This window comes from Streptomyces sp. NPDC054872, from assembly GCF_053610705.1.
Map to the genome: position 1 here is coordinate 218,312 of NZ_JBSGYY010000003.1, position 14,821 is coordinate 233,132.

Consider the following 14,821-nt stretch of genomic DNA (forward strand, 5'->3'; position numbering starts at 1 on the left):
GTGCCCCCGGCCACCCCGTACATCCAGTAGGACCAAGCTGACCTGCGCGCTTCGGGCCGCGCTCGTACGGTGACTGAATGGTCATCAGGTACCGCCCGCGCTCCTCATCCGTCCGCACCTCGGCCCTCGCGGCAGCCGCTCTGGTCCTCCTGCCCACACCCGCCGTGGCGGTCGGCGAAGAGCCCACGCCGCCCAAGCCGGGCCCCGTGTACTCCTCGAACCTCCTCGACCGGCCCGGCGTCCAGGTGCGGCCCGACGCCGGGGCCCCGGCCGTGCCGAGCGACGTCTCCGCGCTCTCCTGGGTGGTGGCCGACGCCCGTTCGGGCGAAGTGCTCGCCGCCCACAACGCGCACCGTCAACTGCCGCCCGCATCCACCCTGAAGTCACTCTTCGCCCTGACGGCCCTGCCCCACCTCGATGCCGTCGCCCGGCACCGGGTCACCCAGAGCGAGCTCGCCGAGGTCGGGGACGGCAGCAGCCTGGTGGGGGTCGAGGCGGGGCGCAGTTACACCGTCGCCGACCTGTGGCGTGGCGTGTTCCTCAGCTCCGGCAACGACGCCGTGCACGTGCTGGCCAAACTCAACGGCGGCTGGCAGCAGACCGTCCGTCAGATGCGCGCTAAAGCCCGCGCGTTGGGCGCCCACGACACCCATGTGGTCTCACCCGACGGATACGACGCGGCAGGCCAGGTGTCCTCGGCGTACGACCTGGCGATCTTCGGCCGGGCGGGGCTCGCGGACCCGCAGTTCGCCCAGTACTGCTCGACGTCGATCGCCAAGTTCCCGCACGGCAACTGGTCCTACCCCATCCAGAACACCAACCGGCTGCTCACCGGGGCTGACGGCGTGTCCCGCTACCCCGGCCTGCTCGGCATCAAGAACGGCTACACCAGCCATGCGGGCAACACCCTCATCAGCGCGGCGCAGCGCGGCAGCCGGACCCTCGTCGTGTCGGTGATGAACCCCCAGGCGAGCGGCGGGTACCGCGTGTACGAGGAGACCAGGGCGCTTCTCGACTGGGGGTTCAAGGCGGCGGGGCATGTGCGGCCGGTGGGTTCGCTGGTCTCCGAGAGCGAGAGGCGGGGCACGGCGCAGGGGCCCGCACCCGATGCCGAGCCGGCCGCCCACGCGATCGGCTCGGGCGGCCCGGCGTGGACCACGATGGTCTTCTTCGCCGCGGGTTCGGCCGCTGTGGTGGTGGGCGCGACGGCGCTGTTCCGGCGGCGGCGAGCGGCTCGCGCCTACCGCTTCTCGGGGCGCCAGTAGCCGAGGGCGTGCACGCGGTTCCTGGGGACGGAGAGCTCCTTGCGGACGTACGAGGCGAGGGCCCGGGTCGTCGACGTGTCGCAGGTGATCCACACGTAGACGTCGGCGGGGTCCTCGATCAGCGCGGGCAGCGCCGCCTTGACCTCGTCGACCAGATGACCGCCCGCGTCGCGCCGCTCGATCCGGCGCAGGTCGTGCAGGGCGGGGTCGAGGCGCAGGTCGAGTTCGTGGTCGGAGGGGTGTTGCGTCTCCATCCAGAGGGTCGCCGGCACCTGGGGCATGGCGGTCAGGAGTGAGTTGACGGCCGGGACGGCTGCCGCATCCCCGATGACCAGGAGCCGGGAGGGCGACGGATCGGGCAGGTCGAAGCCGGTGCCCTGCAGGGTGGCCTCGATCTTGTCCCCCGGGCCCGCCTTGCGTGCCCAGTCGCTCGCCCGGCCGTCGTGCAGGGCGAACTCCAGGGCGAACGTCCCCGCCCCGGGGTCGGGGTCCACCAACGTGTACGCGCGCTGGTGATGCCCGCCGTCCACTCCGTCGAACCACAGGCGCACCCACATGGTGGGATGCACCCCGGTCAGCGCGAGCATGCCGCCGTCCGTGAGGTACAGCCGCCGGTAGTGCTCGGTGACGTCCTCGGCGCCGGTCACGGTGAACTCGAAGTCCTTGCCGCGGAACAGCTTGAGGACCACGCCCTCCCAGCCATGTCCCATCGGATTCCCCTCCCCTGAGCGACCGCGAGCCGCTCACCCCATGTGATCCAGTTAGGTGAGCCTAACCTAAGAATGACCACGGGGTCGCCTCCGCTCAGACCCCGCCGAGCAACCGGGCGAGATCCTGGTCGAGGCCGAGCCCCTCGGTTTCCCGCGCCGCCCCCACGACGGCGTACGTACGGAGCAGGAACCGCCGCAGCACGGCCCTGTCGAACTGCACCAGGGCCAGCCCTTGCGGCGCGTGGAACTCAAGGACCGTGCGCGCCCGCCCGCACGGCCAGATGTGCACGTCACCGCCACCGACGGGCGCACGAAGCCCTTCCCCCAGGAGCTGCCGGGCGAAGATCCACGTGACTTCCGCGCCGTCGAGGGATGCCTCCGGAGGGAAGACGATCTGTACGGCCAGCGGGTCGGCAGCCACATAGCGCAGGGTCACGGGCAGCGGGCGCTCGCGGCCTTCGCGGGTGACCAGTCGGGCGCGGGCGGGCTGCTCGAGGGTGACGGCCATGATCGGACTCCTGTTCTGCGCAGCTGCCGCTGCTCGCGCTGCTTTCTTCCGTGTCTGTTCGAGTCCGGGAAGAGGTGATTCATTACGCGCCACGCGTGCCGAGATGTGTGACCTGCGCCACTCCCGCCTGGGCCGACGCGTTCGGCCTCGCGCGCCGGACAAGCTGGTTGCACCGCGTTTCGGGAAGGGCCGCGACCGGGGAAAGGAGAACGCATGCTCCTAGCCCGACTCGCACACGTATCCGCCACCGTGGCCACCACACCCGCCCGGTCCCAGAAGATCGCGCTCCTCGCCGATCTCTTCCGTTCGGCCACGCCCGCCGACGCCCCCATCGTCATCCCGTATCTCGCGGGGCGCCTTCCGCAGGGGAGGCTGGGCATCGGGTGGAGCCTCCTGAAGGACGCGCCCGCGGCGGCCGTCGAACCCAGCCTCACCGTGCAGGCCACGGACCGAGCCCTGACCGCCATCGGCGCCGTCTCCGGGCAGGGCTCCCAGGCCGAGCGCAAGCGGCTGGTGGCGGAGTTGATGGGCGCGGCCACCGCGGAGGAGCAGCGGTTCCTCGTCGGGCTGCTGACCGGTGAGGTGCGGCAGGGCGCGCTGGACGCCATCGCCGTGGAGGGGCTCGCCCGCGCCACCGAGGCCCCGCCCGCCGCCGTGCGCCGCGCGGTGATGCTGGCCGGGGCGGTGACTCCCGTCGCCGAGGCCCTCCTCGCGAGGGGGCCCGGCGCGGTGGACGAGTTCCGGCTCAGCGTGGGGCGGCCCGTGCTGCCGATGCTCGCGCACGGCGCCGTCTCCGTCACCGAAGGCGTCGCCAAGCTGGGCGGGCCATGTGCCGTCGAGGAGAAGCTGGACGGAATCCGCGTCCAGGTCCACCGGGACGGGGACGACGTACGCGTCTACACCCGCACCCTCGACGACATCACCGACCGGTTGCCCGAACTCACCGCTGCCGCGCTGGGGTTGACGGGCGACCCCTTCATTCTCGACGGCGAGGTCATCGCGCTCGACGGTGACGGCAGACCCCGGCCCTTCCAGGAGATCGCCGGACGGGTCGGGTCCCGCCTCGACGTCACCACCGCCGCCGCGGGGCTGCCCGTGTCCCCCGTCTTCTTCGACGTCCTGTACGCGGCAGGACAGGATCTGCTCGACCTGCCGTTCGCCGAGCGGCACACCCATCTGGCACGGCTCGTCCCCGAGCCGATGCGGGTGCGTCGCGCCGTCGTCGCGGACCCCGCCGACGAGGCGGAGATCGGCGCCGCGGAGAAGTTCTTCGCCGACACGCTGCGCCGCGGCCATGAAGGCGTCGTGCTCAAGGCGCTCGACGCCCCGTACATCGCCGGGCGCCGCGGTGCGAGCTGGCTGAAGGTCAAGCCCGTGCACACCCTGGACCTCGTCGTGCTCGCCGCCGAGTGGGGGCACGGGCGGCGGACCGGCAAGCTGTCCAACCTGCATCTGGGTGCCCGGCGCGACGACGGGACGTTCGCCATGCTCGGGAAGACCTTCAAGGGCATGACCGACGCGATGCTCGCCTGGCAGACCGAGCGGCTGCGTGAGCTCGCGGTCGGCGACGACGGCTTCGTCGTGACCGTACGTCCGGAGCTCGTCGTCGAGATCGCCTACGACGGGCTGCAGAAGTCCACCCGCTATCCGGCCGGCGTCACGCTCCGCTTCGCCCGCGTCGTCCGCTACCGCGAGGACAAGTCGCCCGCGGAAGCCGATTCCGTCGAGACCGTGCTTGCGGAACATCAGCGCTAGACCTGGAGAAGGACCTCTACCACCAAGTTCTGGCAAAGAACGGGCCTATAGGGTGACCTTAACGCCGTATTGACGCCCATCAGCCAATCAGCAACCAGGGGAAGAGCTGTGTCCGCTTCACGTCTCAGCCAGACGCCACTCCCAGGCATCGGCATCCGGTACGACCTGACCACCCGGGAACACCGCCAGATCTCGGTCGTCGCGCACCGGGACGGGGCGCGCACCCTCAGCGCCTACCGTGCCGACGACCCCGACGAGTGCGCGCTCTCGCTGCGCCTGAGCTCGGGCGAGGCGGACGCGCTGATCGACGCGCTGATGCCCTCGCACCACAGCCCCAATCTCCTGCACACCACCGATCTCGGTCTGGTCGCCGAGCGCATCGAGGTGGCCGGCTCCTCGCACTGGAACGGACGCGTGCTCGGCGAGACCCAGATGCGCACCGAGACCGGCGCCTCCATCGTGGCGGTCCTTCGCAGGGCCGAGGCGATTCCGTCGCCCGCGCCCGACTTCCGCCTCGCGGGCGGGGACACCCTCATCGTGATCGGCACCCGCGAGGGTGTGGAGACCGCCGCCGCGATACTCGGGCGGGAGTGATTCGATGCACTCCGCTGTCTTCCTGATCGAATTCGGCGCGATCATTCTCGCGCTCGGGCTGCTCGGCAGATTCGCCGGCCGGTTCCGCTTCTCCCCCATCCCCCTCTACCTGCTTGCCGGGCTCGCGTTCGGCGAGGGCGGGCTGCTTCCGCTGGGCGCCAGTGAGGAGTTCGTGGCGATCGGCGCCGAGATCGGCGTCATCCTGCTGCTGCTCATGCTGGGGCTCGAGTACACCGCGAGCGACCTGGTCAGCAATCTCAAGACCCAGTACCCGGCCGGGCTCGTCGACATGGGGCTCAACGCCGTGCCGGGCGCGATCGCCGCGCTGCTGATGGGCTGGGGTCCGGTGGCCGCCGTCGTGCTCGCGGGCGTCACCTGGATCTCCTCGTCCGGCGTCATCGCGAAGGTCCTGAACGACCTGGGCCGGCTCGGCAACCGCGAGACTCCCGTCATCCTCAGCATCCTGGTTCTCGAAGACCTGGCGATGGCGGTCTATCTGCCCATCATCACCGCCCTGTTGGCCGGTGTCGGCTGGGCCGCGGGCAGTCTCACCCTGGGCATCGCGCTCGGGGCGGCCGGTCTGGTGCTGTTCCTCGCCGTGCGCTACGGCCGCGTCATCTCGCGCTTCGTGTCGAGCGACGACCCCGAGAAGCTGCTCCTGGTCGTCCTCGGTCTGACGATCCTGGTCGCCGGGATCGCGCAGCAGCTCCAGGTCTCCGCCGCCGTGGGCGCCTTCCTGGTCGGCATCGCGCTGTCCGGCGAGGTCGCCGAGGGCGCGCACAGTCTCCTCGCGCCGCTGCGGGACCTGTTCGCCGCCGTCTTCTTCGTCTTCTTCGGCCTGCACACCGACCCGGCGAGCATCCCGCCGGTGCTGCTTCCCGCGCTCCTGCTCGCCGTCGTGACGGCGTGCACGAAGATCGCCACGGGGTACTGGGCGGCACGCCGCGCCAAGATCTCCGTCAAGGGGCGGTGGCGGGCCGGCGGCGCCCTTGTGGCGCGCGGCGAGTTCTCCATCGTCATCGCGGGTCTGGCCGTCACCGCGGGCATCGAGCCGTCACTGGGCCCGCTGGCCACGGCGTACGTCCTGATCCTGGTGATCGTCGGCCCGCTGACCGCACGCTTCGCGCAGCCGGTGGCCGCACGGCTCTCCCGCAGCCGCAAAGCCACGGCCACGGTGTCGCTGCCGCCTCAGCGGGAGCCGGTCCCGGCCACGGAGGACTCGCTCGACGGGCAGGGCACGGGCGGCCGTTCCTGATTGCGGCGCAGGGTGGGCGCCGAGGCGCGGCCATGGCCCGATCATGTCGAGCATTGGCCGTCCACCCTGCTTCCAAAGCCGCAACCGCCGTCGAAGATGAAGCTCCGAAGAGTCCGGTCCAGGAGGAACGATGGCGTTGGAGATGCGGGACCGTTGCGAGCGCTGCGAGAAGGCGGCCCTGCCGCTCGACGCGCCGGCGCGTATCTGTTCGTACGAGTGCACGTTCTGCGAGCCGTGCGCCGTCGGCATGCAGCATGTCTGCCCGAACTGTGGCGGCGAGCTGGTGCGCCGCCCCACACGCGCATCGGCCTGAGGCCACCGCGGGGCTGAGGGCACGCGCCCCGGAAGAGGCTCCGGCCGGGCTCGGCCGGAGCCTTTCGCGTCGGGCGTCTCACCGCCCCACGGCGTACCCCTGCATCCCGCGCGGGTTGGCCGCCGCCGAGAGGACCCCGGTCCGCGGGTCGCGCGCCACCGCGCACAGCCGCCCCTCCGACCAGGGCTCGCCCACCGTCACGTCGTGCCCGCGCCGCCGCAGCTCCTCGATGACCGCCTCGTCCATGCGGGACTCGACCGTGACGCTGCCCGGACGCATGCCGCGCGGGTAGAAGGAGCCGGGGAAGCTGTCGTTGTGCCAGTTCGGGGCGTCGATCGCGCCCTGCAGGTCGAGGCCTCCCCGCACGGAGCCACGCAGCGCCACGGCCAGGAAGAAGTGGAGCTGCCACTGGTCCTGCTGGTCTCCGCCAGGCGTGCCGAACGCCATCACCGGTATGCCGTCCTTGAGCGCGAGGGACGGAGTCAGGGTGGTGCGCGGGCGCCGGCCGGGCGTCAGGGAGTTGGGCAGGCCCTCCTCCAGCCAGGCCATCTGGAGGCGGGTGCCGAGCGGGAAGCCCAGCTCCGGAACCACCGGGTTGGACTGCAGCCAGCCGCCGCTCGGCGTGGCCGCGACCATGTTGCCCCAGCGGTCGACGATGTCCAGGTGGCAGGTGTCGCCGCGGGTGGCGCCGTCCGCCGAGACGGCCGGTTCGCCGGGCACCGGTGAGGTGCCGCTCTTGGCGACCGTCGGCTCACCGGCGCCCGCTCCGGGCAGGCCGAGCGCGTCGAAGCCGGGCTCACCCGCGGCCACGGCGCTCGCGTGGGCGGAGACCTTCGGGGTGCGCCCGCCGGGGCTCCCGGGACGCAGGTCGTGCGACGCCTTCTCGCCGATGAGCGTGCGCCGCTCCTCGTTGTACGCCTCGGACAGCAGGTCGGCGACCGGCACCGTGCCGGCGCCGTCCGCGTCGCCGTACCAGGCCTCGCGGTCGGCCATGGCGAGCTTGCAGCCCTCGATCAGCAGGTGCACGTAGTCGGCCGAGCCGTAGGCGGGCAGGTCCGCGAGCGCCGAGGGGAGCACGGCGAGCTGCTGGAGGAAGGCCGGGCCCTGGCTCCAGCCGTCCGCCTTGCACAGCGTCCAGCCGTTCCAGTCGTACGTCGCCGGGGCCTCGTAGGTCGCCTCCCATCCGGCGAGGTCCGCCGCCGTCAGCGTTCCGGTGTGCCGGGATCCGCTGGTGTCCCTCGTGGGGCGGCCCGCCTGGCGTATCAGCGCCTCGGCGATGAACCCCTCGCTCCAGATCTTGCGCGCGGCCTCGATCTGCTCGACGCGCGAGCCGGTGCCCGCCTCCTCGATCACGCGGCGCCAGGTCGCGGCGAGCGCGAGGTTGCGCAGGAGCTCGCCGGGCTGCGGGGACCGGCCGCCGGGCAGGTAGATCTCGGCCGACGACGGCCATTCGGTCTCGAAGAGTTCGCGCACCGTCTCGACGGTCTCGCCGACGCGCTCCACGGGGGCGTGGCCGTCCTCGGCGTACCCGATGGCGTACGTGAGGACGTCGGCCAGGGACTTGGTCCCGTGGTCGCGCAGGAGCACCATCCACGCGTCGAAGGCACCCGGCACTGCGGCCGCGAGCGGCCCTGTGCCCGGCACCAGTTCGAGGCCGAGGGAGCGGTAGTGGTCCACGCTGGCTCCGGCGGGCGCGACGCCCTGCCCGCACAGGACCCGCACGTCCCCGTCGGCGGGGGCCAGGATGATCGGCACCTCGCCCGCCGGGCCGTTGAGGTGCGGCTCGACGACGTGCAGGACGAAACCGGCGGCGACCGCCGCGTCGAAGGCGTTGCCGCCGTCCTCCAGGACGGCCATCGCGGACTGCGAGGCGAGCCAGTGGGTGGAGGACACCATGCCGAAGGTGCCTTGGAGGGTCGGCCTAGTGGTGAACAAGTGGGCTGCTCCTAGCGTGCGGTGCGGGTACTGGGGATCGTACGGAGGGTCGGGGCGGCTGCCGCGTCCGGAGCCGTGCCGTCGTCGGCGACCAGATGGCAGGAAACCTCGCGCCCGTCCTCCCCGGGAAGGAGGCGCAGCTCGGGCACCTCGGCACGGCACCGGTCGACGGCCAGCGGGCAGCGCGTGTGGAAGCGGCACCCTGGCGGAGGGGCGAGCGGGCTCGGCAGCTCACCGCTGAGGACGATGCGCTCGCGGGTGCGCTGGAGCGCCGGGTCGGGCACGGGCGCGGCGGACAGGAGCGCCTGCGTGTAGGGGTGCTTGGGGTCGGCGAACAGCTCGGCGGTCGGCGCCTGTTCGACGATCTGTCCGAGGTACATGACCGCGATGCGGTCGGCGAGGAACTCGACGGCGGCCAGGTCGTGCGTGATGAACAGGCATCCGAAGCCGCGGTCGCGCTGCAGGTCGGCGAGGAGGTTGAGGACCGAGGCCTGCACGGAGACGTCGAGGGCCGATGTGGGTTCGTCGGCCACCAGGAGGTCCGGGTCGACGGAGAGCGCGCGGGCGATGGAGATGCGCTGGCGCTGCCCGCCGGAGAGTTCGTGCGGGTGCCGGTCGGCGTGCTCGGGGCGCAGGCCGACCTGGCCGAGGAGCTCGGCCACGCGCTCGCGTGCCGCGTCCCCCTTGGCGATGGAGTGCAGGCGCAGGGGTTCGGTGATGATCTGGCCGACGGTCATGCGCGGGTCGAGCGAGGAGGAGGGGTCCTGGAAGACGAGGTGGAAGTCCTTCCGGAGGGGCCGCAGGGCGCGGCGGGAGAGGCGGGTCACATCCGTGCCGTTGATGCGGACCGTGCCGCCGGTGGGTTCGTCGAGCCGTACGGCACAGCGCCCCACGGTCGACTTCCCGCTCCCCGACTCGCCGACGAGCCCCACGACTTCGCCCTTGCCCACGGTGAGCGTGACACCGTCGGCGGCGCGCACGAAGCCGCCGGGCGAGGCGAAGTGCCGCTCCAGATCGACCAGTTCGAGCACCGGCGCCGTCTCGTCGTCGCGCGTCTGCGTGGGGATCACTGTCCGGCCTCCTGGATGGTGGGCGTGAGAACGGCGGCGTCCTGCGGGTGCCAGCAGGACGCCCGGTGCGTGGCGTCGGCACCGGCGTTCCGTGAGACCGCCTTGAAGCCGGGCCTGCCTGTCGTACACCGGTCGTCGGCGTGTGCGCAGCGCGGGGCGAACGTGCAGGCGTCCGGCTGTGCGTCGAGGCTCGGCACGAGGCCGGGGATCTCGGGAAGACGCCGCTTGCCCTCGCCGCCCGGGCGCAGCACCGCGCCGAGGAGACCACGGGTGTACGGGTGGCGCGGCTCGGCGAACAGTTCGTGCACCGGGGCCTGTTCGACGGGGCGGCCCGCGTACATGACCAGGACACGGTCGGCTGTGTCGGCCACCACGCCCAGGTCGTGGGTGATCAGCACGATCGCGGTGCCGAGCCGTTCCCGCAGGGACTGCAGGACTTCGAGGATGCCCGCCTGGACGGTGACGTCGAGCGCGGTGGTCGGCTCGTCCGCGATCAGGACGGACGGGTCGCAGGCGACCGCGACGGCGATCATGACGCGTTGCCGCATGCCGCCGCTGAGCTGGTGCGGATACTCGTCGACACGCTGGGCGGGCGCGGGGATGCCCACCAGGCCGAGGAGATCGACGGCACGCGCGCGTGCCGCCTTCTTCGACAAACCCTGGTGGCGGCGGAGCACCTCGCCGATCTGCCGGCCGACGGTCAGGACCGGATTGAGCGAGGTCATCGGCTCCTGGAAGATCATCGCGATGTCCTTGCCACGGACCCGTCCGAGTTCCTTCTCGCTCGCTCCGGCGATCTCTGCGCCACCGAGTCTGATGGACCCCTCGATGTGCGCGGTGGGCGGCAGGAGCCCCATCACGGCCATCGCCGTGACGGACTTGCCGCATCCCGACTCACCGACCACGGCGAGCACTTCGCCCGGCGCGACGTCGTAGGAAAGATGGTCGACGGCGTGCACGGTGCGGGTGTCGGAGCGGAAGGAGACCGACAGGTCGCGCACGCTCAGTACCGGCTCGGTCATCGGGTGGCTCCTCGGGGGTCCAGGACGTCCCGCAGGCCGTCGCCGAGCAAGTTGAACGCCAGGGTGGCCGCGACGACCGCGAGGCCGGGGAAGACCGCCATCCACGGCGCGGGCGCGAGGAAGGACTGGGCGCCGGAGAGCATCACGCCGAGCGACGCCTCCGGTGGCTGAACTCCCAGGCCGAGGAAGCTGAGCAGCGCCTCCCCGATGATCGCGGCGGGGATGCCGACGGTCGCCTGGACGGTCAGCGCGGAGGTGGCGTTGGGCAGGATGTGCCGGAAGAGGACGGTGGCATCACCACCTCCGTTGGCCACGGCGGCGGCCACGTAGTCGACGTGCCGCAGCCGCAAGGTCTCCGCGCGGGTGATGCGGATGACGGCCGGGATCTGCGAGATCCCGATCGCGATGGTCGCGTTGGTGAGCGAGGGGCCGAGCACGGCGGCAAGCCCGACGGCGAGCACCAGGAAGGGGAAGGCCAGCATCGTGTCGGTGAGCCGCGAGACCACGCTGTCGGTGAACTTGCCGTAGTAGCCCGCGAGCAGGCCGAGCGGCACCCCGACGACGAACGCGAGCGCCACCGCGACCACGCCCACCTGCATGGAGGCCCGCGCCCCGTACACGACACGGGAGAGCTGGTCGCGGCCGAGATCGTCGGTGCCGAGCCAGTGCGACCAGCCGGGCGCGGCAAGGGCATTGGCGAAATCGGGGCGCGCGGGGTCGTACGGCGCGACCAGTGGTGCGAAGAGCGCCGCGAGGACGAACACGGCGGCGATGACGCCGCCGGTCATGGCGAGCCGGTTCCTGCGCAGGGCGCGCAGCTTGCCGCTGCCGCCGCCCGCTCCGGCGGAACGAGTCCGCGTCAGTCGTGTGAGCACCGCTGTCGTCACCGGGCACCTCCGAGCCGGATGCGCGGGTCGATGACCGAATACGCCACGTCGACCAGCAGGTTGATGAGGATGTAGGCGGCGGAGGTGCACAGCACCACGCCTTGCAGGGTCGCGTAGTCGCGCGTGAAGACGGCGTCGATGGTGAGTTTCCCGAAGCCGGGCAGGACGAAGATCTGCTCGGTGACGACCGCTCCCGAGATGAGGTGGCCGAGCTGGAGGCCGAGCACGGTCACGACGGTGACCAGCGAGTTGCGCAGTGCGTGCCCGCCGATGACCTCGCGCCGTGACAGACCCTTGGCCCGGGCGGTGCGGACGTAGTCGGCGGAGAGCGAGTCGAGCATCGCCGCCCGTGTCTGGCGCATCACGACGGCCGCGAGCCCCGAGCCGAGGACGATCGCGGGCAGCACCATGCGGCGCAGGTTGTCCAGCGGGTCGGCGGCGAAGGGCACGTATCCGGAGGCCGAGAAGACCGGCACGGCGATGGCGAAGCCGAGGACCAGGACCATGCCCAGCCAGAAGGTGGGGACGGACAGCCCGAGCAGGGCGAGCGCGTTGGCGAGCCACTCCTCCGGCTTGCCGCGTCGCACGGCGGCGACGATGCCCGCGCCGATGCCGACCGTGACCGCCAGCAGCAGGGAGAGCGCGGCCAGTTCCAGGGTGATGGGCAGGGCCGCTGCGATCGCGTCGGAGACGGGGAGGCCGGTGCGTGAGGAGGTTCCCAGGTCGCCGGTGATCGCATGGCCGATGAACCGCCCGTACTGGACGACGATGTTGTCGTTCAGGCCGTAGCTCTCGCGGATGGCGGCGAGCGCCTCGGGGCTGCGCTCCTCACCGGCGAGCGCGAGTGCCGGGTCGCCGGGCAGGGCGCGGATCCCGGCGAAGACGACCATGCTGACCAGGACGAGCGTGATGAGGGACTGGCGGACGCGGGTGAGCAGATAGGACGTCATGGGGCTCAGGCGCGGAGCGCCCGGGCGGGCGGCCTTCGGACGAGGGGGACTCAGGCTCATCGGGTGTACCCCGCAGTCGAGACGCGGACCAGGCCGTCTCCGTAGACGCGCACGCCCGCGACGTCCTTGCCGGCGACGATGTAGTTCTTCTGGCGGTAGAGGTAGACGAGTCCGCGTCGCTCCTGGGCGCGCCGGGTCAACTCCGCGTAGATCTTGGTGCGTTCGTCCGGGTCCGCCTCGGCGCGGCCGCGCTCGACCAGCCGGTCGATGTCCGGGTCCGAGAGCCCGTAGGCGTTCATCGCGCCGCGCGTCTGGAGGAAGCTGGCGATGTTGCCGTCCGGGTCGAGCCGCCCCGACCAGCCGCTGGTGAAGGCGTCGTAGTGCCCGGAGTCGGTCTCTTCGAGCATCGTGGCGTACTCGGTGGGGCGCAGTGTGACCGCGAACCCCGCCTCCTTGGTCATGGCCTGCACGACCTGCCCGAGGCGGCTGGATTCGGGCGTCGTGGACACCTTCAGCTCGATGCGCACCGGTGTCTTCACCCCCGCTTCCTCAAGGAGCCGCTTGGCCTTGGCGACGTCCCGCTTGGGGCAGGCCGTCGCCTTCACCCCCGGGGCGATGGCGGATTCGGGCGAGACGGGCCCGCAGGCGGGCTCGTACATGCCCTGGAAGACGACCTTGTTGATGAGGTCACGGTCGATGGCGAGCTCGAAGGCCTCGCGGACCCGGGGTTCACGCGCGAGAGGTGTGTCGATGGGACCCGGCTTCTCGCCCAGACCCTTGACGTTCCCGACGTTGAAGCCAATGCCCTGATAGCCGAGCGAGGGCGAGTTGAAGAGCTGGAGATCGGGCTCGGTCAGCGCGCTGCGTACGTCGACGGGCGTCATCTGGTCGCCGACCTGGATGTCGCCGGAGCGCAGGTTGGCCAGGCGTACGTTCCCGTCGGGTATCGGCTTGTAGATCACCTTGTCGAGGTGGACCTGGTCGGCAGCGTAGTAGTTCGGGTCCTTGGTGAGCACGATGCGGTCGCCGCCGACACGCTCCTCGTACTTGAACGGGCCGACGCAGGAAGGGTGGTTGGTGAAGTTCTTGCCGTACTTCTTGAGCGCGGCGGGCGACATGACCATGCCCGAGCGGTCCGCGAGGACGGCCGTGAGGGGGACGTAGGCCTGCTTGAGCGTGAGCTTCACGGTGTACGGTCCGGTCGCCTCCGCCCCGGCGAGCGGGGCGAGTTCAGTGGCGCGCGCGGAGCCCGCGAGGTCGCGGTGGCGCAGCAGCGAGGTGACCGCGGCGTCCGCGTCCAGCTTGGTTCCGTCGCTGAACCGCAGGCCCTTGCGCAGGCCGAAGGTGACGGTGCGGCCGTCCTTCGACGTCTTGGGCAGGGCCCTGGCCAGCTGTGGGATCACGGTCCCGTGCTCGTCGATGTCGTAGAGCTTCTCGCACATCCCGGCGAAGACGGTGCGGCCCACGAGGGTCTGCGCCAGGGTCGGGTCGAGCTTGTCCGGGTCGGCGTTGAGGGCGACGGTGAGGGTGCCGCCGTCCCGCACGGGACGGTCGTCGGTCTTGCGCTCACCACCGACCTCGGTGGCCGAGGACTGCAGGGAGCCGCAGCCCGCCGTCAGGGACATCACCAGGGCAACTGCCGCGAGGGCAACCGTTTTTCGGCGCACGGGTAGGTACCTCCGCCAGGGTGGTTCCGGGCTGATCGTGGACGATCAAGGAATACGGCAGAACGTATTTCGCATACAGTCCGCACACAAGAGGTCCGTCCGGATGCCGGACCGTATTTGATGAAGATTGAATAACCGGGTGCGACAAATGACTGCACGCTACATGCAGCGGACTTTCCGTCCATCAGGGGACGACGTGCCGCATGCCCGTCGCGTCCCCGCATGCCCGGCGCCCGGCCGAGCGCCCGCCGCTCGCCGGGCCGTTGTCAGTGCCTCGCGCTAGTCTCCGCGCTACTGACCGTTTCACCCCGTTCCCGGAGGTTTCCATGGTCTCGCGCCTCAACCCGTATCTCAGCTTCGGCGGCGACGCCCGCCAAGCCCTGGAGTTCTACAAGGAGGTCTTCGGCGGCGAGCTCGCGCTCAACACCTTCGGTGAAGCCGGCCAGCAGGACACCCCGTCCGCCGACAAGATCATGCACGGCATGCTGTCGGCGCCGAACGGCTTCACCCTGATGGGCGCCGACACACCGCCCGGCATGGACCACACCCCGGGCAACAACTTCTCGGTGAGCCTCAGCGGGGACGACGAGGCCGAGCTGCGCGGCTACTGGGAGAAGCTGTCCGCCGGCGGCTCGGTGGCCGTGCCGCTGGAGAAGCAGATGTGGGGCGACGTGTTCGGCATGTGCACGGACCGCTTCGGCATCCCCTGGATGGTCAACATCAGCGAGCCGCAGAGCTGACGCTGATCGCCCGCCGCTGAACCGAGCAGTTCGCGCAGACCGAGCAGCGAGCAGTCCAAGGTGCGGGGCCCGGACCTCGCCGCGCCCCGGTCGCGGGCTCTGAGCAGCGCGTCTACGGTGTGACGGGGATGTCTTGGGAGGCGGGGGGAC

The 14,821-nt window shown here is 71.3% G+C and carries 14 protein-coding genes; 6 read left to right on the plus strand and 8 right to left on the minus strand.

From position 1 onward, the window contains the following. Positions 1–77 precede the first annotated feature (77 nt). The gene (locus ACWGIH_RS05075) at positions 78–1,265 is read left to right on the plus strand and encodes a D-alanyl-D-alanine carboxypeptidase family protein (protein WP_453449589.1); all 1,188 of its coding nucleotides are present in this window, start codon (positions 78–80) and stop codon (positions 1,263–1,265) included. Here ACWGIH_RS05075 and ACWGIH_RS05080 read toward each other — a convergent pair. Further along, on the minus strand, positions 1,241–1,975 hold the full coding sequence (locus tag ACWGIH_RS05080; RefSeq protein ID WP_453449588.1) for a siderophore-interacting protein: 735 nt from the start codon (positions 1,973–1,975) through the stop codon (positions 1,241–1,243). The two genes, ACWGIH_RS05075 and ACWGIH_RS05080, sit on opposite strands and share 25 nt — an antisense overlap. A gap of 94 nt (positions 1,976–2,069) precedes the next feature. Further along, a complete protein-coding gene (locus tag ACWGIH_RS05085) occupies positions 2,070–2,483 on the minus strand; it encodes an SsgA family sporulation/cell division regulator (protein WP_453449587.1) in 414 nt (137 codons plus the stop codon). A gap of 213 nt (positions 2,484–2,696) precedes the next feature. On the opposite strand from ACWGIH_RS05085, the gene ACWGIH_RS05090 reads away from it, so the two are divergent. The 4 genes from ACWGIH_RS05090 (at position 2,697) to ACWGIH_RS05105 (ending at position 6,400) form a co-directional block, all read left to right on the plus strand. Then, positions 2,697–4,238: an ATP-dependent DNA ligase gene (locus tag ACWGIH_RS05090; RefSeq protein WP_453449586.1), complete on the plus strand. Its 1,542-nt coding sequence runs from the start codon at positions 2,697–2,699 to the stop codon at positions 4,236–4,238. A gap of 108 nt (positions 4,239–4,346) precedes the next feature. Then, on the plus strand, positions 4,347–4,832 hold the full coding sequence (locus tag ACWGIH_RS05095; protein ID WP_453449585.1) for a cation:proton antiporter regulatory subunit: 486 nt from the start codon (positions 4,347–4,349) through the stop codon (positions 4,830–4,832). A 4-nt stretch (positions 4,833–4,836) separates the two neighbouring features. Continuing rightward, a complete protein-coding gene (locus tag ACWGIH_RS05100; protein ID WP_453449584.1) occupies positions 4,837–6,087 on the plus strand; it encodes a cation:proton antiporter in 1,251 nt (416 codons plus the stop codon). A gap of 130 nt (positions 6,088–6,217) precedes the next feature. Further along, a complete protein-coding gene (locus tag ACWGIH_RS05105; protein ID WP_249591801.1) occupies positions 6,218–6,400 on the plus strand; it encodes a DUF1272 domain-containing protein in 183 nt (60 codons plus the stop codon). A gap of 78 nt (positions 6,401–6,478) precedes the next feature. Here ACWGIH_RS05105 and ACWGIH_RS05110 read toward each other — a convergent pair whose 3' ends face one another. The 6 genes from ACWGIH_RS05110 to ACWGIH_RS05135 are packed head-to-tail and all read right to left on the minus strand — an operon-like array spanning position 6,479 to position 13,931. Further along, positions 6,479–8,335 carry a gamma-glutamyltransferase family protein gene (locus ACWGIH_RS05110; RefSeq protein ID WP_453449583.1) on the minus strand — a complete coding sequence of 619 codons (1,857 nt, stop codon included), beginning with the start codon at positions 8,333–8,335 and terminating at the stop codon, positions 6,479–6,481. Positions 8,336–8,346: 11 nt separating this feature from the next. Then, positions 8,347–9,405, minus strand: coding sequence for an ABC transporter ATP-binding protein (locus ACWGIH_RS05115; RefSeq protein WP_453449582.1), 1,059 nt, complete (start codon positions 9,403–9,405; stop codon positions 8,347–8,349). Continuing rightward, entirely contained in the window at positions 9,402–10,427 is a 1,026-nt protein-coding gene (locus ACWGIH_RS05120; RefSeq protein ID WP_453449581.1) for an ABC transporter ATP-binding protein, read from the minus strand. The genes ACWGIH_RS05115 and ACWGIH_RS05120 overlap by 4 nt, the downstream gene beginning before the upstream one ends. Beyond that, positions 10,424–11,314 (minus strand): ABC transporter permease, encoded by an 891-nt coding sequence (locus ACWGIH_RS05125; RefSeq protein WP_453449580.1) that lies wholly within the window; start codon positions 11,312–11,314, stop codon positions 10,424–10,426. Before ACWGIH_RS05125 ends, ACWGIH_RS05120 begins: the two co-directional genes overlap by 4 nt. Continuing rightward, a complete protein-coding gene (locus ACWGIH_RS05130) occupies positions 11,311–12,264 on the minus strand; it encodes an ABC transporter permease (protein WP_453449579.1) in 954 nt (317 codons plus the stop codon). Before ACWGIH_RS05130 ends, ACWGIH_RS05125 begins: the two co-directional genes overlap by 4 nt. Positions 12,265–12,320: 56 nt before the next feature. Next, a complete protein-coding gene (locus tag ACWGIH_RS05135) occupies positions 12,321–13,931 on the minus strand; it encodes an ABC transporter substrate-binding protein (RefSeq protein ID WP_453449578.1) in 1,611 nt (536 codons plus the stop codon). Between the two features lie 326 nt (positions 13,932–14,257). Between ACWGIH_RS05135 and ACWGIH_RS05140 the strand changes: the two genes are divergently transcribed. After that, the gene (locus ACWGIH_RS05140) at positions 14,258–14,671 is read left to right on the plus strand and encodes a VOC family protein (protein WP_453449577.1); all 414 of its coding nucleotides are present in this window, start codon (positions 14,258–14,260) and stop codon (positions 14,669–14,671) included. Positions 14,672–14,821: the final 150 nt, after the last annotated feature.

Excerpts from the sequence above, each read along its gene's own strand:
- ACWGIH_RS05075 (WP_453449589.1), top strand. The coding sequence starts at position 78 with ATGGTCATCAGGTACCGCCCGCGCTCCTCATCCGTCCGCACCTCGGCC.
- ACWGIH_RS05080 (WP_453449588.1), bottom strand. The coding sequence starts at position 1,975 with ATGGGACATGGCTGGGAGGGCGTGGTCCTCAAGCTGTTCCGCGGCAAG.
- ACWGIH_RS05085 (WP_453449587.1), bottom strand. The coding sequence starts at position 2,483 with ATGGCCGTCACCCTCGAGCAGCCCGCCCGCGCCCGACTGGTCACCCGC.
- ACWGIH_RS05090 (WP_453449586.1), top strand. The coding sequence starts at position 2,697 with ATGCTCCTAGCCCGACTCGCACACGTATCCGCCACCGTGGCCACCACA.
- ACWGIH_RS05100 (WP_453449584.1), top strand. The coding sequence starts at position 4,837 with ATGCACTCCGCTGTCTTCCTGATCGAATTCGGCGCGATCATTCTCGCG.
- ACWGIH_RS05105 (WP_249591801.1), top strand. The coding sequence starts at position 6,218 with ATGGCGTTGGAGATGCGGGACCGTTGCGAGCGCTGCGAGAAGGCGGCC.
- ACWGIH_RS05120 (WP_453449581.1), bottom strand. The coding sequence starts at position 10,427 with ATGACCGAGCCGGTACTGAGCGTGCGCGACCTGTCGGTCTCCTTCCGC.
- ACWGIH_RS05130 (WP_453449579.1), bottom strand. The coding sequence starts at position 12,264 with ATGACGTCCTATCTGCTCACCCGCGTCCGCCAGTCCCTCATCACGCTC.
- ACWGIH_RS05140 (WP_453449577.1), top strand. The coding sequence starts at position 14,258 with ATGGTCTCGCGCCTCAACCCGTATCTCAGCTTCGGCGGCGACGCCCGC.